This is a genomic window from Shimwellia pseudoproteus (assembly GCF_016415625.1).
Classification (GTDB): domain Bacteria; phylum Pseudomonadota; class Gammaproteobacteria; order Enterobacterales; family Enterobacteriaceae; genus Shimwellia; species Shimwellia pseudoproteus.
The window spans coordinates 37,246-56,388 of record NZ_WBXP01000009.1; the positions used below are offsets into that span (position 1 = coordinate 37,246).

Sequence of the window (19,143 nt, forward strand, 5' to 3'; positions counted from 1 at the left end):
CCAGACTCCGCGAATTAGTAAGAACGCACTTTCGGCGGGAACGCCGGACGCAGTTTCGGTTCCATGTTCACGCTGCGGCGTGTCATCGAGTCGCTCTGCGGCAGATACAGGGAGTGGCACAGCCAGTTCGCATCATCACGATCCGGATAGTCGAAACGGCTGTGGGCACCACGGCTTTCGGTACGGAAGTTAGCGGATACCGCAGTGGCGTAAGCCGTTGCCATCAGGTTATCCAGCTCCAGGCACTCCATACGCTGGGTGTTGAACTCGCTGGACGTGTCATCCAGGCGGGCGTTATTCAGGCGCTCGCGGATCTCTTTCAGCTGTTCCAGCCCTTTCGCCATGGCATCACCTTCACGGAATACCGAGAAGTTATGCTGCATACACTCCTGCAGTGCTTTGCGGATCTGCACCGGATCTTCACCCTTACGGGTATTGTTCCAGCGGTTGAGGCGCTCCAGCGAACCTTCAATGTCAGACTCACTGGCATCACGCAGCGCGCCCTGCTCGGCAATGGACTCTTGCAGATGCAGGCCCGCCGCCCGGCCAAATACCACCAGGTCGAGCAGTGAGTTACCGCCCAGACGGTTGGCGCCGTGTACCGATACGCAGGCAATCTCACCCACGGCAAACAGCCCCGGGATCACCACGTCTTCGCCTTTCTCATTCACGGTCAGGGCCTGGCCGGTTACTTTGGTCGGAATGCCGCCCATCATATAGTGGCAGGTCGGGATAACCGGGATAGGCTCTTTCACCGGGTCCACGTGCGCAAAAGTACGGGACAATTCGAGGATACCCGGCAGGCGGGATTCGAGCACTTCCTTGCCGAGGTGGTCCAGTTTCAGTTTGGCGTGCGGGCCCCACGGACCGTCGCAGCCGCGACCTTCACGGATTTCAATCATAATCGACCGGGCAACCACATCGCGGCCGGCCAGATCTTTGGCATTCGGTGCGTAACGCTCCATAAAGCGCTCGCCGTGCTTGTTAAGCAGATAACCGCCTTCACCACGGCAACCTTCCGTCACCAGCACCCCTGCCCCGGCAATACCGGTGGGGTGGAACTGCCACATTTCCATATCCTGCAGCGGCACACCGGCGCGCAGCGCCATACCGACACCGTCACCGGTGTTGATGTGGGCGTTAGTGGTGGACTGATAAATACGGCCAGCACCGCCGGTAGCCAGTACCGTTGCCCGGGCTTTAAAGTAGACCACTTCGCCAGTTTCAAGGCACAGTGCCGTACAACCCACCACGGCGCCATCCTGGTTTTTCACCAGATCCAGGGCATACCATTCGGAGAAGATAGTGGTGTGGTTTTTCAGGTTTTGCTGATACAGGGTGTGCAGCAGCGCGTGGCCGGTACGGTCAGCGGCGGCAGCGGTACGTGCAGCCTGCTCGCCACCGAAGTTTTTCGACTGGCCACCAAACGGACGCTGATAAATACGGCCATCATCCAGGCGGGAGAACGGCAGCCCCATATGTTCCAGCTCGAGGATCGCCTCCGGGCCGGTCTTACACATATATTCAATGGCGTCCTGGTCCCCGATATAGTCGGAGCCTTTCACCGTATCGTACATGTGCCATTGCCAGTCATCTTCGTGGGTATTCCCCAGCGCCACGGTAATACCGCCCTGGGCAGATACCGTATGAGAACGGGTCGGGAACACTTTGGAGAGCAGCGCACAGGTCTGGCCGCTCTGGGAAATTTGCAGTGCAGCGCGCATACCTGCGCCACCGGCACCAATAACAACAGCATCAAACTCTCTGACTGGAAGATTCATTACACACCCCATACCACGACAAATCCATAAATCACATAAACCAGCAACGCCGCGACAATCGCCAGCTGTAATACCAGGCGGATAGCGAGCGGTTTAATGTAGTCCGTTAACACCTGCCACATGCCAATCCAGGCATGAATCAAGACGCTGAACAGCGCCAACAGGGTGAATACTTTGGTAAAAGAGGAGGAGAAAAAGCCGGTCCATATTTCCCAGGTCAGCTCGCCGCTGGTAGCGAAAAAGCCGATCAGGTAAACGATATACAGGGCCAGGATGATGGCAGAAGCACGGACCAGCAAATAGTCATGTACGCCATTACGACCCAGTGCAGATGCGTTGCTTACCATACGAGAACTCCTGCAAGAAGCGAAAGCACGACAGTTACCCCAAAGGAGATCACTGCGGAGCGTTTACCCGCTTCCAGGGTCTCTTCGAGATAGCCAAAGTCCATCAGCATGTGGCGAACACCGACCACCACGTGATACGCCAGGGCGGTCAAAATGCCCCAGATGATGAACTTAACAATGAAACTTCCCATAATAGAGGATGCCACCTGGAACCCTTCCGGGGAGGAAAGGGATGTCCCCAACAACCATAACAAGATCCCGATCGCCACGAAGGTGATCACGCCGGATACACGATGGAGGATGGAGGCAATAGCGGTGACGGGAAACCTGATTGTCTTCAAATCAAGATTCACAGGTCTTTGTTTCTTCACGTCTTTTATCATGAATAGCGCCCACATGCTGTTCTTATTATTCCTTCCTCCGGGTTTGCAGGCGGGTCAGACAGCGTTTTTCTATAACTCTGCGTCATGTAAAACAAACTGCTTCCAGATGTCCAAAATGGCAGGTTATTACGCTGGTGGCTCGCGGTTGCAAGGTATTCCGGAGACCTGGCGGCAGTATAGGCCGTTCACAAAATTATTACAATTAACACACAATTAGTTTGGCGCCTTTTGATCCGAACAGTGATCCGCGTCGCAAAAATAACTATTTATTAAACTTTAATCATTTGATTTGACAAATATTAAACATTTTTATTACATACATCACTTAAAAGACCGTATAATTCGCAAAAGTTATAGGGTCACCCTTTTACCTGAAGATTAGTTATGTAACAGTGTGACGCTATTGACCTGAGTAGTCTGGACAGTTAATAGTGATATACCGTACTGAAATAATGGACTGCTAACATCCTGATTTGCTGCTGTTTCGCTATGGTTCGGGTAGTTATTTATACTCTGCCCATCGCTCTGTACCCTGTTGCTTTCTGTCAAACAGAGCTGTGCGCCATATAACATTCTGGTAACTACACCCAGACACCAATGCAAATCCGGACGCCGCAGTCCCCAGCGAAAATGGCGCTAAGGAGATAGTAAATGGCTGATAAGAAAGCAACCATCACCTGCCCGGGTGAAACTGCTGTCGAACTGGACGTGCTACAAGGCACGCTAGGTCAGGATGTCATCGACATCCGCAGTCTTGGATCTAAGGGGGTATTTACTTTTGACCCTGGTTTTACCTCTACGGCATCGTGCGAATCGAAAATCACCTTTATCGACGGTGATGAAGGCATTCTGCTCCACCGCGGTTATCCCATTGACCAGTTAGCCACCAGCTCTTCTTACCTCGAAGTCAGCTACATTCTGCTGTATGGCGAAAAACCGACCCAGAAAGAGTTCGAGGAATTTAAAACCACCGTCACCCGCCATACCATGATCCATGAGCAGATAACCCGTCTGTTCCACGGCTTCCGTCGCGACTCTCATCCGATGGCGGTGCTGTGTGGGGTAACCGGTGCGCTGGCGGCGTTCTACCACGACTCCCTGGACGTCAATAACCCGCGCCACCGGGAAATTGCCGCATTCCGTCTGCTGTCTAAAATGCCGACAGTGGCCGCAATGTGCTACAAATACGCCCTGGGTCAGCCGTTTATCTACCCGCGTAATGACCTCTCCTATGCGGGTAACTTCCTGCATATGATGTTCGCCACCCCCTGTGAAGAGTACGTGGTTAACCCGGTACTGGAACGCGCGATGGACCGTATTCTGATCCTCCACGCGGATCACGAGCAGAACGCGTCAACCTCAACCGTGCGTACCGCTGGCTCTTCCGGCGCTAACCCGTTTGCCTGTATCGCGGCGGGGATAGCCTCCCTGTGGGGACCGGCCCACGGTGGCGCTAACGAAGCCTGCCTGAAGATGCTGGAAGAGATTAACCACAAAGAGCATATCCCTGAGTTCCTGCGCCGGGCGAAAGACAAAAACGACTCTTTCCGCCTGATGGGCTTTGGCCACCGGGTCTACAAAAATTACGACCCGCGCGCCACGGTAATGCGCGAAACCTGCCATGAAGTGTTACAGGAACTGGGCATGAAGGATGACCTGCTGGAAGTGGCCATGGAGCTGGAGCACATTGCGCTGCACGACCCGTACTTCATCGAGCGCAAACTGTATCCAAACGTGGATTTCTACTCCGGTATTATCCTGAAAGCGATGGGGATCCCGTCCTCGATGTTCACGGTCATTTTTGCCATGGCCCGTACCGTCGGCTGGATTGCCCACTGGAACGAAATGCACGACGACGGCATTAAAATTGCCCGTCCGCGCCAGCTGTATACCGGCTACGCCCAGCGCGATTTCACATCAGACCTGGCAAAATAATCCCCCAGGAATGACAACACGGCCAGCCATCGCGCTGGCCGTTTTTTTATCTGCCGCTCAGCCAGAGCGCGATGACAAGGCCCCCACCGGGGGCTGGCACTGGGGGCAAAACCAGAACGGCCTGCCGGACAACGTGGTTTTGATAATCGCACTGCCGCAGCGTTCACAGGCCTCCCCTTCCCGCTGGAACACCCGAAAATGAAACAGCGCCCCGTGATGGTGATTTTCATTCACCTGGCCCCGGGTCTGGTACGACAACCGCGCCACGCTGAGGCAAGCATCGGCCAGGGCGCTAATCGCCGCGGGCGCCAAATTCTGCACGGCATCCAGCCCACTCACCCGGGCCTGCCAGAGAATTTCCGCCCGCAGATAGTTACCCAGCCCGGCGAGGAATCGCTGGTCCAGCAGTACGCTGCCCAACTGGCGGCGCCGGAAACGGGCTGAAACCAGTCGCTCCCGCACGGTTTCTGGGGTCAGGGCATTGTCCAGCACATCCGGGCCAATCCGGCTCAGAAAGGGATGGTCCGCCACGCTGTCACGATTAAGCATCTCGATATCCGAAGCGCTGTACAACAAGATGGCGCTGTCGGCGGTTTCCAGCCGCACCCGCAAGCTGCGCGCGCTGTCGGCGGCGACCCCCGGGACGGCAACCCGCCAGACCCCATACAGCTGGTTATGGCTGTAGAGGATCAACCCGCCGGAGAAACAGGTCAACAACGCTTTACCGTGGGTTTCAAAACGCACAATAGTCTGCCCCACCAGCTGTGGGGCATAGTGCGCCAGTTCAGGAAAAGCAAACCAGACGTGGGTTAATGGCTTATCCTGCACCGCACGCGCCAGCATATCGGCGGCGCGGCGTATTTCCGGTCCTTCTGGCATATCCGTCGCTACTTAGCCTTCACCGGCTCCTGTAAATGCCAGGCAATCTGGCTGATAAATAACTGCTGTTCATGGCGGGCTTTGAGTGCCTCTTCATGGGTGCACTGCACGAAATGAATCGGCTCCCCGAGGCGCACCTGGGCGAGGTGGTATAAATCGGCCTCGATAACCACCGCGATACGGGGATACCCCCCGGTGGTCTGGGCATCGTTCAGCAACACAATCGGCTGGCCGTTATGGGGCACCTGCACCACGCCGGGTAACAGACCGTGGGAATAAAGCTCCCGCGGGTTTTCACGCACCAGCCCCGATCCCTGCAAACGGTAGCCCATGCGGTTACTCTGGGGGCTAATATGCCAGGGCAGGCGCCAGAAGTTCTCCTGGGACACCCGGGTAAACTCGTGGTATTCCGGCCCCGGCAACGCCCGGATACGGTTACCCCACAATAACTGCCTGACCCCACGGGACTCAATAAAGCGCTGGCCGCCGGCCTGCACCGGGACCTGGTCACCATCCTTCAGCAGGCGACCAAAGTACCCCCCAAAGTGTGCTTTCAGATCTGTACTGGCAGAGCCCATCACCCCGGGGACATCAATGCCGCCCGCCACGGCAAGGTAGCTGCGCATCCCGTGACGGGGCGCTTTTAACACCAGCTGCTGGCCACGCTTATAGGGCAGCCGCCAGCCGGTCCAGACGGCCCGGCCATCAATATGCGCATCACACCCGGCGCCGGTAAGGGCAAACCAGCCATCAGAGGCGAACTCAATCACCACCTGGCCGAGGGTTATCTCCAGCGCGGGGGCATTCTCATCATTGCCCACCAGTAAATTGGCAATTCGCAGGGCCGGTAAATCCAGCGCACCGCTGCGGCTGACCCCAATATCGCGAAACCCGTTGCGCCCGGCATCCTGTACCGAAGTGTGCACCCCGGCACGAATAATATTTAACACACGCCCTCCTTCTGGGGCACAAAACGCACCCTGTCTCCCGGTTGCAATAAACCCGCCGGGGTATTGTTAATATCAAATAAACGCACGGAGGTGCGGCCAATCAGCTGCCAGCCACCGGGGGTATCCAGCGGATAAATACCGGTCTGGCTACCGCCAATACCGACACTGCCGGCGGGCACCACCAGGCGCGGTTCTGCACGCCGCGGGGTTTCAAGGCGGTGTGACATCCCGCCGAGGTACGGGAACCCGGGCTGAAAACCGATAAAACAGACAAAATAATCCCCGCTGGCGTGCAGCGCTACCACATCCCGGGGTAATAAGCCGGTATGCCGGGAGACAGTATCCAGATCCGGCCCGGCGGCACCGCCATAAATCACCGGGATCTCTACCAGTCGGGAGGGGATATCCAGGGCATCGCTCTCTTCCCACCAGCGCTGAATACGCTCTATGGCATCCAGGGCACGGCTTTGCGGGTCCGCCAGTACCACGGTGACGTTGTTCATCCCGGGGATCACATCAAGGATCCCCGGCACCTCTGCCAGGCGTGCCTTGAGCCCCCAAATTTTTTGCTGGCTGGATAACGTAACCGGCGGTTCAAGCTCCAGGACAACCGCGCTCTCGCCTAATAAATAGCAGCGTGCTCGTTGCAAGACGTCTCTCCTTTAGGTGTCAGGCAGGATTAGGAATATCAATAAAAGTCACATCCAGGTCAGTATGTTGGCTCAGCCACTCTCCCAGAGCGCGAACCCCGCCGCGTTCAGTGGCGTGATGCCCGGCGGCGAAAAAGTGGATCCCCTGCTCCCGGGCTGAATGGATAGTCTGTTCTGAGACTTCGCCAGTAATAAATGCATCCACGCCGTAGCGCGCCGCACTGTCGATAAATCCCTGACCGCCGCCGCTGCACCAGGCCACCCGGCGAATAGCTGCCGGGCCGGTATCACCGCACCACAACGGCTTGCGCCCGAGGCGGGTTTCTATCCATGAGGCCAGCTCCGCGCCAGGTACCGCCATCGACAGCTCCCCCCAGGGCACCAGCGGCTCAATCTCGCCTTTTACCTCAATCCCCAGCAACTGGGCCAGTTGGGCGTTATTACCCAGTTGCGGGTGGGCATCGAGGGGTAAGTGCCAGCCATAAAGGTTAATGTCATTGGCCAGCAGCGCTTTCAGGCGGTTACGTTTCATGCCGCGGATCAGCGGTGATTCGTTCTTCCAGAAATATCCATGATGCACAATGATAGCATCGGCATTACGGCTCACCGCTTCGTCAATCAGTGCCTGGCAGGCGGTGACGCCGGTAATGATGGTGGTGACGGACGCGCGGCCTTCCACCTGTAACCCATTCGGCGCGTAATCGCTAAACGCCGCGCTGTTCAGTTGGTCATTGATCAGGGTTTCCAGTTCGGTGTTTTTCATTGTGCCTCTCCCGTTGGCTGACGCGCGGCCTGGTATGCTTCCAGGGTAGCGGCGCGGGCCAGTTTATGTTCAACAATCGGCGGAGGGTAATCCAGTGTCACCCCCTGTTGCTGTGCCCAGCGCCAGGGCTGGTGAACCTCACTCCCCGGCACATGGGCCAGCTCCGGTAGCCAGCGGCGAATAAACACCCCCTCAGGATCAAAACGCGCCCCCTGAGTGGTCGGATTAAAAATCCGAAAGTACGGTGCCGCATCGGTACCGGTCGAGGCGGACCACTGCCAGCCGCCATTATTCGCCGCCAGATCGCCATCGACTAACGTTGAGATAAAATAACGCTCTCCGGCCCGCCAGTCGATAAGTAAGTCTTTGACTAAAAAGCTTGCGCTGATCATCCGCAACCGGTTATGCATCCAGCCGGTGTGGTTTAACTGGCGCATGGCGGCATCCACAATCGGGTAACCGGTGTGGCCAGATTGCCATGCTTTCAGACGTGTCTGATCGCGGCTCCAGACAATGTTATCCGTCCAGGGAATAAACGGCCGGTGGCGGCACAAATCAGGCCAGGCCACCAGCAAATGGCGGTAGAACTCCCGCCACAGCAATTCAGTGACCCACACCAGCCCCGGCCCGCCGCTCAGGGCATCCGGCTGGGCGAGCAATGCCTGATGCAAACACTGGCGCGGCGACAGCGCCCCAATCGCCAGCCAGGGGGATAAACCACTGACACCATCAAGGGCCGGGTAGTCACGCGCCCCGGGATAATCCGCCAGCCGCTGCTGGCAGAATACCGTCAGCCGCTCGCGGGCCGCCGCTTCCCCTGGCGCAAATAGCTGGCCATCAACCGGTTGAGAGGGGGCGCTAAAAGGTAGCGGTGGCGCAACGGGCTGTGGCAGGTGGCCCTGGCGACCCCCGGGCGCGGCCACGGGATAAGGCACATCAACCCGTAAGCGCTGTAAACAGGCCCGGCTAAACGGGGTGAACACTTTATACATCCCGCCACTGCCAGTCGTGATACTGCCCGGGGCCAGCAACACGCTGTCGTCAAAGCCCTGGCAGACCACCTGCCCGGCCAGCAGGTGTTCTAGTTGCGCATCCCGGTCGCGTTCATTTACTTCATACTGGTAGTTGTAAAACAGCCGGTCAACGCGGTGCTGGCGGCAAAATGCCACCAGCCGGTGGGTACCATCCCGGTAATCACTGGCGGTGATGCAGTGTAACGGGATCTGGCGCGCCGCCAGCGCCTGGTGTAACCCGCGCACATGCTGTTCAATCCACCAGTGCTGGCGGGGGGCCATATGGTGTTGCTGCCACTGCCGGGGGGTGACAATAAAAACCGCCATCACCCGGGCATCCGGGTCCCGGCAGGCCGCCGCCAGGGCAAGGTTATCTTCAATCCGTAAATCCAGCCGGAACCAGACCAAATGGGTGGCCATAATACTCCCTGAAGTTAATAGCCGTAACGCAGCCGCAGCGCGGCGGGGTATGGGTCAAAATAGCGCTGCTGCGCCAGATAATCGTTGGGGTATTCCGCCATGTAGTGGCGCAGTAATGCCAGGGGCGCCAGCAGTGGCTGGAGCCCCTGGCGGTAGTGATCAATCAGGGTCGCCAGCTCCTGGCGCTGGCGGCTGGTAAGCTGGGGGCGAAAATAGCCCTGAACGTGCATCAGCACATTGGTATGGTTACGCCGGGTGGCATGATGGGCCAGCAGCGCCATCACCCGCAGCCGGTACTCAGCAAAAAAGAGGGCCATATCCGGCCACTGGTGCATCTGCGCCACAAAACGCCCCAGCGCCCGGTAGTCAGGCTGGGAGTGTGCCAGCAATAACAGCTTGTAACGGCTGTGAAACGCCATCATGGCCCCCCGGCTGACGCGGCCTGCGGCATCCGGGACCTGGTTCAACTCATACAGTGCGCAGATTCGCTCAACAAAGTTTTCCCGAATCGCCGGGTCGGTTAACCGCCCGTCCTCTTCGATAGGCAGCCAGGGTAACGCCTGTTGCAGTTCGGCGGTAAAAATCCCGGTGCCGGCTTTGCGATTATTTTTCCCGTCGGGATCATAAATCCGTACCCGCTCCAGCCCGCAACTGGGGGATTTGGCACACACAATATAGCCACACAGATGGTGGAGTTTACGGGTCTGCTGGCGGGCAAAATGCTGCATTTGCTGGGTGAGATCCCCGGGGCTGCGGTTACTGTATACCAGCCGTATCGCGCTATCTTGTTCAATCAACCGCAGCGCAGGACGCGGCACCGGCAGGCCAATCGCCATCTCCGGGCACACCGGTTCAAAATGCACCCAGGGTGCTAAGGCGTCCCGGGCAAAAGAGAGGCTCTTATGGCCACCGTCAAAACGCACCGCCTGCCCCAGCAAACAGGCACTGATACCAACAGGAATCGGCCCGGACATAACATACCTCACTGATATCGTCGTCATCCGTTAAGTGTAGTCAGCCTGAGGCGGGGATCGGTAGCCATAAAAAAACTGCCGCGTGGTTGTTGGTATCCAACATTCAGGCAGGCAGTTCAGAAACGCGGTGGGTGACGGCTGATCAGTAGAAATCGCAGGTAACTTGTTCCGCCTGTTCCATCCATACCGGTTTATCCCCGGTTTTCGCCCATACCCGGTGCAGGTAGCTGTAAAAACGGGCGCGATCTTTCCAGAACAACATCACCGGCAGCGCCACAATCCCGAGGGTGAGCGCAACGGTGCGGCGTAAAAAGATATGCAATGCGGAATAGTGTTTATAGGTGGTCATCATCTTCTCCCTCTTTTACCCGCATGATCCTGAAGGCGAGCAGCCTGGGTCGAATCTGACGGGTCGTACATAGCGGCAAATGGTGCCGTAAAAGTAACCGTATTATCTGGTCAAAATATTACCGCTTTTGTTGAAATTTTACTACTCATCCGACCACTAAAACGCACTTTTTTGCGCCATTTTTCCTCCTGACGGCCCCGTTACGGTAACTTTGTTACATCTTAGTTAAATTAATACTAATCAATAGTTAATTTATGGCCTTTCGTTTTTATACTTTTTTTATATTCCCCGCGGCTATTTTTGCAACTTCTTTGCACGCCAGTTGAGAGGATCGGTTATCCCAAAACTGTCACCTGAGGTGGACTGTGAATACTGGCGTCATAATCGGCGTGATCCTGCTTTTTCTGCTGCTGGGCTACCTGCTGTATGCCCTGCTAAAGGCGGAGGATTTCTGATGATCACTTCAGCCTTACTGTTACTTTCCTGCTATCTGGCCGTGCTCATGGCCCTGGCAAAACCGCTGGGTAGCCTGCTGGCGCGCCAGATAGATGGCCTGCCGCTGCCGGTGTTGAGCACCCTCGAACGCCCGCTGCTGCGCATGGCCGGTATCCACGGGGAAGAGATGACGTGGTACCAGTACCTGATGGCCATTCTGCTGTTTAACCTGCTGGGGCTGGTGCTATTGCTGGCTATCCTGCGCTGCCAGGGCAGCCTGCCCTTTAACCCGCAGCATTTCCCCGGCCTGCCCTGGGATCTGGCGCTGAACACCGCCGTTAGCTTTGTCACTAATACCAACTGGCAGGCCTATGCCGGGGAAAGCACCCTGAGCTACTTCAGCCAGATGGTGGGATTAACGGTGCAAAACTTTCTCTCCGCCGCCACCGGCATTGCCGTCGCCTACGCGCTGATCCGCGCCTTTACCCGCCAGTCCGCCACCACGCTGGGCAATGCCTGGGTCGACCTGTTGCGCATAACCCTGTGGATCCTGCTGCCGGTTTCACTGGTGATTGCGCTGTTTTTTATCCAGCAAGGCGCTATCCAGAATGTTCAGCATTACACCCCGGCCCTGAGCCTTGAAGGGGTAAAAATGCTGCTGCCCGGTGGGCCGGTGGCCTCCCAGGAGGCTATCAAAATGCTCGGGACTAACGGCGGCGGTTTCTTTAACGCCAACTCCGCCCATCCGTTTGAAAACCCCACCGCCCTGACCAACGCCATCCAGATGCTGGCGATCTTTTTACTCCCCGCCGCCCTGTGCTTCGCCTTTGGTGAGGTGAGTAATGACCGCCGCCAGGGCCGGGCGCTGCTGTGGTGTATGGCGATTATTTTTAGCGTCAGCGTATTACTGGTGATGTGGGCAGAGTGGCGCGGTAACCCGCACCTGCTGGCACTGGGTGCCGACAGCAGCGCCAATATGGAAGGCAAAGAAACCCGGTTTGGCATCCTCGCCAGTAGCCTGTTTGCCGTGGTGACTACGGCGGCCTCTTGCGGTGCAGTGAATGCGATGCACGACGCATTCACCGCCCTGGGCGGCATGATACCGCTATGGCTGATGCAAATTGGCGAAGTGGTGTTCGGCGGTGTCGGATCCGGGCTGTATGGCATGATGCTGTTTGTGATGCTGGCGGTATTTATTGCCGGCCTGATGATTGGCCGTACCCCGGAATATCTGGGTAAGAAAATTGATGTCCGGGAAATGAAAATGACCGCCCTGGCGATCCTGGTCACCCCGAGCCTGGTGTTGCTGGGCACCGCCCTGGCCATGATGACGGACGCCGGGCGCAGCGCCATGCTCAACCCCGGTTCCCACGGCTTTACCGAGGTGTTGTACGCGGTTTCATCGGCGGCCAACAACAACGGCAGTGCTTTTGCCGGGTTAACGGCCACCACCCCGTTCTGGAATCTGCTGCTGGCGCTGTGCATGTTGCTGGGCCGCTTTGCGGTTATCGCCCCGGTGATGGCGATTGCCGGTAGCCTGGTGGGGAAACGCGCCCAGCCAGCGTCTGCCGGAACATTGCCCACCCACGGCCCGCTGTTTATCGGCCTGCTGATCGGCACCATTCTGCTGGTGGGCGCCCTGACATTTATCCCGGCCCTCGCCCTCGGCCCTGTGGCCGACTATCTGGTTCACCGCTAACGATCCCCGAGGATGTTATGAGTCGCAAATCCGTTAATTTATTTGCCCCGGCCCTGGTGAAACAGGCGCTGCTCAACGCACTGAAAAAACTCAACCCTGCGGTGCAGTGGCGTAACCCGGTGATGTTTATTGTCTGGTGTGGCAGCCTGCTCACCACCCTGCTGGCCCTGGCCATGGCCCTGGGGCTGATGCCCGGCAGTGCCGGGTTCACCGGGGTTATCAGCCTGTGGCTGTGGTTTACCGTGCTGTTTGCTAACTACGCCGAAGCCCTGGCAGAAGGCCGCAGTAAGGCCCAGGCCAACAGCCTGAAAGGGGTACAGAAAACCAGCTGGGCCCGTAAACTGCGCGCCCCTCAGCATGATTCCCCCATGGACCATGTTCCGGCGGCGGATTTGCGCAAGGGCGACGTGGTGCTGGTGGAAGCCGGGGATATTATCCCCTGTGATGGCGAGGTTATCGAGGGCGGCGCATCGGTGGACGAGAGCGCCATTACCGGGGAGTCCGCCCCGGTTATCCGCGAGTCCGGCGGGGATTTTGCCTCAGTCACCGGCGGTACCCGTATCCTCTCTGACTGGCTGGTGATCCGCTGTAGCGCCGATCCCGGGGATACCTTTCTCGACCGGATGATAGCCATGGTGGAAGGGGCCAAACGCCGGAAGACCCCCAATGAAATAGCCCTGACCATCTTACTGATCGCCCTGACAATTGTCTTTCTGCTGGCCACCGCCACCCTGTGGCCATTTACTGCCTGGACCGGCCATCCGGTAAGCATCACCGTACTGGTGGCGCTGCTGGTGTGCCTGATCCCCACCACCATCGGCGGGCTGTTATCCGCCATCGGGGTTGCCGGGATGAGCCGGATGCTGGGGGCCAATGTGATTGCCACCAGCGGCCGCGCGGTGGAGGCCGCCGGGGACGTCGATGTCCTGCTGCTGGATAAAACCGGGACTATCACGCTGGGCAATCGCCAGGCATCGCGCTTTCTGCCCGCGCCGGGGGTGAGTGAGCAGGCGCTGGCGGATGCGGCGCAACTGGCATCGCTGGCCGATGAAACCCCGGAAGGGCGCAGTATTGTGGTGCTGGCAAAGCAGCAATTCGCCCTGCGTGAACGGGATGTTCAGCGCCTGAACGCCACCTTTGTGCCCTTCACCGTCAACACCCGGATGAGCGGGATTAACCTCGGCAACCGGATGATCCGTAAAGGTTCTGTTGACGCTATCCGCCGCCATATTGAGGCCAACGGGGGGAATTTTCCCCCGGAGGTCGACACGGAGGTTAATGCCGTAGCCCGTAAAGGCGGCACCCCGCTGGTGGTGGCCGAGGGCAAACAGGTGCTGGGGACCATTGCCCTGAAAGATATCGTTAAAGGCGGTATCAAAGAGCGCTTTGTTCACCTGCGCCAGATGGGGATCAAAACCGTGATGATCACCGGGGATAACCGGCTTACCGCCGCCGCCATCGCCGCCGAAGCCGGGGTCGATGATTTCCTGTCCGAGGCCACCCCGGAAGCCAAGCTGGCTCTAATCCGCCAATACCAGTCCGAGGGCCGCCTGGTGGCGATGACCGGCGACGGTACTAACGATGCCCCCGCCCTCGCCCAGGCCGACGTGGCGCTGGCCATGAACTCCGGCACCCAGGCCGCCAAAGAGGCGGGCAATATGGTGGATCTCGACTCTAACCCAACCAAGCTCATCGAAGTGGTGCATATTGGCAAACAAATGCTGATGACCCGCGGCTCGCTAACCACCTTCAGCATTGCCAATGATGTGGCGAAATATTTTGCCATTATCCCGGCGGCGTTTGCGGCCACCTTCCCGCAACTTAACGCCCTGAACATTATGCACCTTCACTCACCGGCCTCGGCCATCCTCAGCGCGGTTATCTTTAATGCGCTGATCATTATTGCCCTGATCCCGCTGGCCCTCAAAGGCGTGAGCTATAAACCACTCAGCGCCGCGGCCATGTTGCGCCGCAACCTGTGGATCTACGGCCTGGGTGGGCTGATTGTCCCCTTCCCCGGCATCAAAATTATCGACCTGGTGCTCAGCGCTACCGGACTGGTTTAGGAGTGTTATCAAATGGCTATGTTACGTCCCGCTGTACTATTATTGCTGATACTGGCCCTGCTCACCGGCGGTGCTTACCCGCTGGTGACCTCGCTACTGGGCCAGTGGTGGTTCCCGGCCCAGGCGGCGGGTTCGCTGATCGATCAACAAGGGCAGGTGCGCGGCTCGCGGTTACTCGGCCAGGCCTTTACCCGGGCGGACTATTTTCATGGCCGCCCCCCGGTCAACGAAAAGACGCCTTATGATCCACTGGCCTCCGGGGGGAGTAACCTCGCAGGCAGCAACCCGCAGCTGGATCTGCGGGTTGCCGGGGAGATTGCCCGGCTGCGCCGGGAAAACCCACAGGCCACCCCCCGGGTGCCGGTAGAGCTGGTTACCACCTCTGCCAGCGGGCTGGATGCCGATATCTCGCCGCGGGCTGCCCGCTGGCAGGCGCCCCGGGTCGCCCAGGCCCGCGGGCTGCCACTGGCCACGGTCAATACCGTGATCAGCCGGCTAACCCGTACCCCACTGCCGGCGTTTATCGGCCAGCCGGTGGTCAATGTGGTACAACTCAATATGGCGCTGGATGCCCTCCGGCACCCTGAATAACAAGGGAAAGCACATGACAGGGGAACCCACCCGTCCGGACCCGGACCACTTACTGCACCAGATGAGCCGCCCCTCACGGGGTAAGCTGAAGATCTTTTTTGGCGCCTGTGCCGGGGTGGGAAAAACCTATGCCATGCTCCAGGAGGCCCAGCGCCTGCATCAGCAGGGGCTGAACATTCTGGTGGGGGTGGTAGAAACCCACGGCCGCCAGGAGACCGCCGGATTACTGGCGGGGTTGCCTCTGTTGCCCCCCCGGCGCATTTATCACCGGGGCCGCAGCGTACAGGAGTTTGATCTCGACGCCGCCCTGGCCGGCAACCCGGCACTGGTGCTGGTGGATGAGCTGGCCCACAGTAATGCCCCTGGCTCCCGGCACCCCAAGCGCTGGCAGGATGTGGAAGAGCTGCTGGCGGCGGGGATCGATGTTTTTACCACGGTGAATGTTCAGCATCTGGAAAGCCTCAATGACGTGGTGGGCAGCGTCACCGGTGTCCAGGTGCGGGAAACCATTCCGGACCCCATTTTTGACGCGGCCGACGAGGTGGTGCTGGTGGACTTGCCCCCGGACGATCTGCGCCAGCGGCTCCACGAGGGCAAAGTGTATATCGCAGGCCAGGCGGAGCGGGCCATTGATCACTTCTTCCGCAAGGGGAATTTGATTGCCCTGCGTGAACTGGCATTACGCCGCACCGCGGACCGGGTAGACGATCAGATGCGCGCCTGGCGGGCCGAACGCGGGCGGGAGAAGGTCTGGCACACCCGGGATGCGATACTGCTGTGCATTGGTCATAGCGGCAACAATGACAAACTGGTGCGCACGGCTGCCCGGCTGGCGGCCAAACTGGGCAGCGCCTGGCACGCGGTGTATGTCGAAACCCCGCGATTGCATCAGCTCCCGCCAGCGCAGCGGCGGCACATCCTCAGTGCCCTGAGGCTGGCCCAGGAACTGGGAGCAGAAACCGCCACCCTGTCCGATCCCGACCAGGAGAAAGCCCTGGTGCGCTACGCCCGGGACCATAACCTCGGCAAGATTATTACCGGCCGCCGCACCACACTGCGCCGCTGGTGGCCACGCGCGCCCTTTGCCGATCGCCTGGCGCGGCTGGCGCCGGAGCTGGATATCATGGTGATCGCCGTGGAAGACCGGCCCCCGGAGGTTAACCTCAAATCCCCGGATACCCGCCCGTTTACCGAGAAATGGCGGGTACAACTGCAGGGGATGGTCATGGCGGTGGTGCTGTGTGCCCTGATAACCCTGATAGCCCGGCAATTCCTGATGGCCTTTGATGCCGCCAACCTGGTGATGGTCTATTTACTGGGGGTGGTGATAATCGCCCTGTTTTACGGGCGCTGGCCCTCGGTGCTCGCCACGGTCATTAATGTGCTCAGTTTCGATCTGTTCTTTATTGCCCCCCACGGAACCCTGGCCGTGTCCGATGTGCAGTATTTGCTGACATTCAGTGTGATGCTGGTGGTGGGGCTGACCATCGGTAATTTGACTGCCGGGGTTCGCTATCAGGCGCGTATCGCCCGCTACCGGGAGCAGCGCACCCGCCATCTGTATGAGATGTCCCGGGCGCTGGCCACCACCCGCTCGGTGCGGGATATCGCCGCCACCAGTGAACATTTCCTCAGTAACAGCTTCCAGGCCCGTTGCCAAGTGCTTACCCCGAATGAACAGGGCCAGCTGGTGGCCCTAACCGCCCCGGACAGCGAGCCGTTCTGGGACGATGCCATCGCCCGCTGGAGTGTAGACAAAGGTTTACCCGCCGGGGCCGGCACCGATACCCTCCCCGGCATGCCCTGGCAACTGGTGCCGCTGCGCACCGCCAGCCAGACCCTCGGCCTGGTGGTGATCGAACCGCAAAATCTGCGCCAGTTGATGGTGCCGGAACAGCAGCGCCTGCTGGAGACGCTTACCCTGCTCTGCGCCACCGCGCTGGAGCGCCAGCTGCTGGCCACCAGCGAAGAACAGGCGCGGATCGCCAGTGAGCGTGAACAGATCCGTAATGCGCTGCTGGCGGCGCTGTCCCACGATCTGCGCACCCCATTAACCGTGCTGTTTGGCCAGGCCGAGATCCTGACCCTTGACCTGGCCAGTGCCGGATCGCCCCATGCCCATCAGGCCAGCGAGATCCGCGAATACATTCTCAACACCACCCGGCTGGTGAATAACTTGCTCGATATGGCGCGGATCCAGTCCGGGGGCTTTAACCTGCGCAAAGAATGGCTTACTCTCGAAGAAGTGGTCGGCAGCGCCCTGAAAACCCTTGAACCGCTCACCGGTACGCACCCGGTAGCGCTGGATATGGTCGATCCGCTGGCGCTTATCCAGGTGGACGGTTCGCTGTTTGAGCGGGTGCTGATCAACCTGCTGGAAAACGCCATGAAATACGCCGGGCCGGGGGCGCGAATTGGCCTTCACGCCCGCCGCCAGCAGGCTATGCTGGAAGTGGATATCTGGGATAACGGCCCCGGTATTCCCCCCGGGCAGGAGCAGACCATTTTTGATAAATTCGCCCGGGGCAGTAAAGAATCCGCCATCCCCGGTGTCGGGCTGGGGCTGGCCATTTGCCGGGCGATAATTGACGTCCACGGCGGCACTATTACGGCAGATAACCGCCGGGAGGGTGGCGCGGTATTTCATCTCCGGCTCCCCCAACCGCCCGCCCCCGAACTGGATGACAATGAGGTAACGTGACCAGCGTATTGATAGTCGAAGATGAAAAAGCCATTTTGCGCTTTCTGCGTACCGCGCTGGAAAGCGACGGCCTGCGGGTGCATGAAGCTGAGACTCTGCAACGGGGGCTAATTGAAGCGGCCACCCGCAAACCGGAACTCACCATTCTGGATCTCGGTTTGCCGGACGGCGACGGCCTTGATTTTATCCGCGAGGTGCGCCAGTGGTCGACGATGCCTATCATTGTATTATCCGCCCGCAGTGACGAGCAGGACAAAATTGCCGCCCTGGATGCCGGGGCGGACGACTACCTCAGCAAACCTTTTGGCATCGGTGAATTACAGGCCCGGCTGCGGGTGGCGCTGCGCCGCCACACAACCCCGGACGGCAATGAGGGGCAATTCCAGTTTGCCGACACCTATGTCTCTCTGGCGGCCCACCGCGTCACCCGGAGCGGGAATGAAATCCACCTGACCCCCATCGAGTTTCGCCTGCTGGCGGTACTGCTGAACAACGCCGGTAAGGTCATGACCCAGCGCCAGTTGCTCAATCACGTATGGGGGCCTAACGCCGTGGAGCACAGCCACTATTTGCGAATCTATATGGGCCACCTGCGCCAGAAGCTGGAGCACGATCCGGCCCGCCCCCGCCATTTGCTCACCGAAACCGGCATCGGCTATCGTTTTATGCTCTGACCGCCCGGCGATTGACCTGCGGTTTATTGCTACATCCCGGGCATCAGGGGGTAGAATTATTCTCTTTAATATTATTAACGGACAATGTTTATGAGCGCCTGGCTTCTCTATGCGCTGCTCTCTGCCGCCAGCGCGGCACTGGTGGCTATCTGCGGCAAGATAGGATTGCAACATCTGGATGCCAATACCGCGACGGCAGTACGCGCGGTGGTGATGGCCCTGTTTCTGGTGGGGGTGGTGGTGGTCCAGGGAAAAGTCAGCCTGGTGAGCCAGGTACTGGCGGATCGCAAAGCCCTGTTGTGGATTGTCTGTAGCGGGATAGCCGGAGCGCTCTCCTGGCTGTTCTACTTTATGGCCATTAAAACCGGCCCGGTGTCCCGGGTGGCCCCCATCGACAAGCTGAGTGTGGTGTTTTCCGTGGTGCTGGCGGTTATCTTGTTTGGGGAAAAACTGTCCCTGGTGGCCGGGGTGGGCGTGGCGCTGATTGCCGGTGGTGCGCTGATGGTGGCGCTGGGCTGATTCGCGATTCCCGG

Annotated in this window: 18 protein-coding genes; 8 read left to right on the forward strand and 10 right to left on the reverse strand. The window is 58.9% G+C overall.

Annotated elements, in window-relative coordinates:
* Nucleotides 1-14: 14 nt before the first annotated feature.
* The 3 genes from sdhA to sdhC are packed head-to-tail and all read right to left on the reverse strand — an operon-like array spanning nt 15 to nt 2,526.
* Nucleotides 15-1,781: a succinate dehydrogenase flavoprotein subunit gene (gene sdhA / locus F9C28_RS05975; protein ID WP_199014324.1), complete on the reverse strand. Its 1,767-nt coding sequence runs from the start codon at nt 1,779-1,781 to the stop codon at nt 15-17.
* Nucleotides 1,781-2,128 carry a succinate dehydrogenase membrane anchor subunit gene (gene sdhD, locus F9C28_RS05980; RefSeq protein WP_199014325.1) on the reverse strand — a complete coding sequence of 116 codons (348 nt, stop codon included), beginning with the start codon at nt 2,126-2,128 and terminating at the stop codon, nt 1,781-1,783. Before sdhD ends, sdhA begins: the two co-directional genes overlap by 1 nt.
* Nucleotides 2,122-2,526, reverse strand: coding sequence for a succinate dehydrogenase cytochrome b556 subunit (sdhC, locus tag F9C28_RS05985; RefSeq protein WP_199014326.1), 405 nt, complete (start codon nt 2,524-2,526; stop codon nt 2,122-2,124). The genes sdhD and sdhC overlap by 7 nt, the downstream gene beginning before the upstream one ends.
* Nucleotides 2,527-3,162: 636 nt before the next feature.
* Between sdhC and F9C28_RS05990 the strand changes: the two genes are divergently transcribed.
* Nucleotides 3,163-4,446, forward strand: coding sequence for a citrate synthase (locus F9C28_RS05990; RefSeq protein ID WP_199014327.1), 1,284 nt, complete (start codon nt 3,163-3,165; stop codon nt 4,444-4,446).
* Nucleotides 4,447-4,503: 57 nt separating this feature from the next.
* Here F9C28_RS05990 and nei read toward each other — a convergent pair whose 3' ends face one another.
* The 7 genes from nei to F9C28_RS06025 form a co-directional block, all read right to left on the reverse strand.
* Nucleotides 4,504-5,325 carry an endonuclease VIII gene (nei, locus tag F9C28_RS05995; protein WP_199014328.1) on the reverse strand — a complete coding sequence of 274 codons (822 nt, stop codon included), beginning with the start codon at nt 5,323-5,325 and terminating at the stop codon, nt 4,504-4,506.
* Nucleotides 5,326-5,333: 8 nt separating this feature from the next.
* The gene (gene pxpC, locus F9C28_RS06000; protein WP_199014329.1) at nt 5,334-6,275 is read right to left on the reverse strand and encodes a 5-oxoprolinase subunit PxpC; all 942 of its coding nucleotides are present in this window, start codon (nt 6,273-6,275) and stop codon (nt 5,334-5,336) included.
* Nucleotides 6,269-6,925, reverse strand: coding sequence for a 5-oxoprolinase subunit PxpB (pxpB, locus tag F9C28_RS06005; RefSeq protein ID WP_199014330.1), 657 nt, complete (start codon nt 6,923-6,925; stop codon nt 6,269-6,271). Before pxpB ends, pxpC begins: the two co-directional genes overlap by 7 nt.
* 19 nt (nt 6,926-6,944) lie before the next feature.
* On the reverse strand, nt 6,945-7,688 hold the full coding sequence (locus F9C28_RS06010) for a type 2 GTP cyclohydrolase I (RefSeq protein ID WP_199014331.1): 744 nt from the start codon (nt 7,686-7,688) through the stop codon (nt 6,945-6,947).
* Entirely contained in the window at nt 7,685-9,121 is a 1,437-nt protein-coding gene (phrB, locus tag F9C28_RS06015; RefSeq protein WP_199014332.1) for a deoxyribodipyrimidine photo-lyase, read from the reverse strand. The genes F9C28_RS06010 and phrB overlap by 4 nt, the downstream gene beginning before the upstream one ends.
* Before the next feature lie 14 nt (nt 9,122-9,135).
* Entirely contained in the window at nt 9,136-10,095 is a 960-nt protein-coding gene (locus F9C28_RS06020; RefSeq protein WP_199014333.1) for a YbgA family protein, read from the reverse strand.
* 142 nt (nt 10,096-10,237) lie between these two features.
* Nucleotides 10,238-10,444, reverse strand: coding sequence for a YbfA family protein (locus F9C28_RS06025; protein WP_199014399.1), 207 nt, complete (start codon nt 10,442-10,444; stop codon nt 10,238-10,240).
* A 365-nt stretch (nt 10,445-10,809) separates the two neighbouring features.
* On the opposite strand from F9C28_RS06025, the gene kdpF reads away from it, so the two are divergent.
* The 7 genes from kdpF to F9C28_RS06060 all read left to right on the forward strand — a co-directional run bounded on the left by kdpF (nt 10,810) and on the right by F9C28_RS06060 (nt 19,129).
* Nucleotides 10,810-10,899, forward strand: a complete 90-nt coding sequence (kdpF, locus tag F9C28_RS06030) for a K(+)-transporting ATPase subunit F (RefSeq protein WP_199014334.1) — start codon at nt 10,810-10,812, stop codon at nt 10,897-10,899.
* Complete coding sequence (kdpA, locus tag F9C28_RS06035) at nt 10,899-12,578, forward strand: potassium-transporting ATPase subunit KdpA (protein ID WP_199014335.1); 1,680 nt, start codon at nt 10,899-10,901, stop codon at nt 12,576-12,578. Before kdpF ends, kdpA begins: the two co-directional genes overlap by 1 nt.
* A gap of 17 nt (nt 12,579-12,595) precedes the next feature.
* On the forward strand, nt 12,596-14,644 hold the full coding sequence (gene kdpB, locus F9C28_RS06040; protein ID WP_199014336.1) for a potassium-transporting ATPase subunit KdpB: 2,049 nt from the start codon (nt 12,596-12,598) through the stop codon (nt 14,642-14,644).
* 12 nt (nt 14,645-14,656) lie between these two features.
* Nucleotides 14,657-15,235 (forward strand): potassium-transporting ATPase subunit KdpC, encoded by a 579-nt coding sequence (gene kdpC / locus F9C28_RS06045; protein ID WP_199014337.1) that lies wholly within the window; start codon nt 14,657-14,659, stop codon nt 15,233-15,235.
* 13 nt (nt 15,236-15,248) lie between these two features.
* On the forward strand, nt 15,249-17,936 hold the full coding sequence (gene kdpD / locus F9C28_RS06050) for a two-component system sensor histidine kinase KdpD (protein WP_199014338.1): 2,688 nt from the start codon (nt 15,249-15,251) through the stop codon (nt 17,934-17,936).
* The gene (kdpE, locus tag F9C28_RS06055; RefSeq protein WP_199014339.1) at nt 17,933-18,610 is read left to right on the forward strand and encodes a two-component system response regulator KdpE; all 678 of its coding nucleotides are present in this window, start codon (nt 17,933-17,935) and stop codon (nt 18,608-18,610) included. Before kdpD ends, kdpE begins: the two co-directional genes overlap by 4 nt.
* A gap of 90 nt (nt 18,611-18,700) precedes the next feature.
* Complete coding sequence (locus tag F9C28_RS06060; RefSeq protein WP_199014340.1) at nt 18,701-19,129, forward strand: EamA family transporter; 429 nt, start codon at nt 18,701-18,703, stop codon at nt 19,127-19,129.
* Nucleotides 19,130-19,143: the final 14 nt, after the last annotated feature.

Coding starts and splice junctions, on each gene's coding strand:
- sdhC (WP_199014326.1), bottom strand. CDS start 2,526: ATGTGGGCGCTATTCATGATAAAAGACGTGAAGAAACAAAGACCTGTG.
- nei (WP_199014328.1), bottom strand. CDS start 5,325: ATGCCAGAAGGACCGGAAATACGCCGCGCCGCCGATATGCTGGCGCGT.
- F9C28_RS06020 (WP_199014333.1), bottom strand. CDS start 10,095: ATGTCCGGGCCGATTCCTGTTGGTATCAGTGCCTGTTTGCTGGGGCAG.
- F9C28_RS06010 (WP_199014331.1), bottom strand. CDS start 7,688: ATGAAAAACACCGAACTGGAAACCCTGATCAATGACCAACTGAACAGC.
- kdpA (WP_199014335.1), top strand. CDS start 10,899: ATGATCACTTCAGCCTTACTGTTACTTTCCTGCTATCTGGCCGTGCTC.
- phrB (WP_199014332.1), bottom strand. CDS start 9,121: ATGGCCACCCATTTGGTCTGGTTCCGGCTGGATTTACGGATTGAAGAT.
- sdhA (WP_199014324.1), bottom strand. CDS start 1,781: ATGAATCTTCCAGTCAGAGAGTTTGATGCTGTTGTTATTGGTGCCGGT.
- kdpC (WP_199014337.1), top strand. CDS start 14,657: ATGGCTATGTTACGTCCCGCTGTACTATTATTGCTGATACTGGCCCTG.
- F9C28_RS05990 (WP_199014327.1), top strand. CDS start 3,163: ATGGCTGATAAGAAAGCAACCATCACCTGCCCGGGTGAAACTGCTGTC.
- kdpD (WP_199014338.1), top strand. CDS start 15,249: ATGACAGGGGAACCCACCCGTCCGGACCCGGACCACTTACTGCACCAG.
- F9C28_RS06025 (WP_199014399.1), bottom strand. CDS start 10,444: ATGACCACCTATAAACACTATTCCGCATTGCATATCTTTTTACGCCGC.
- kdpB (WP_199014336.1), top strand. CDS start 12,596: ATGAGTCGCAAATCCGTTAATTTATTTGCCCCGGCCCTGGTGAAACAG.
- sdhD (WP_199014325.1), bottom strand. CDS start 2,128: ATGGTAAGCAACGCATCTGCACTGGGTCGTAATGGCGTACATGACTAT.
- F9C28_RS06060 (WP_199014340.1), top strand. CDS start 18,701: ATGAGCGCCTGGCTTCTCTATGCGCTGCTCTCTGCCGCCAGCGCGGCA.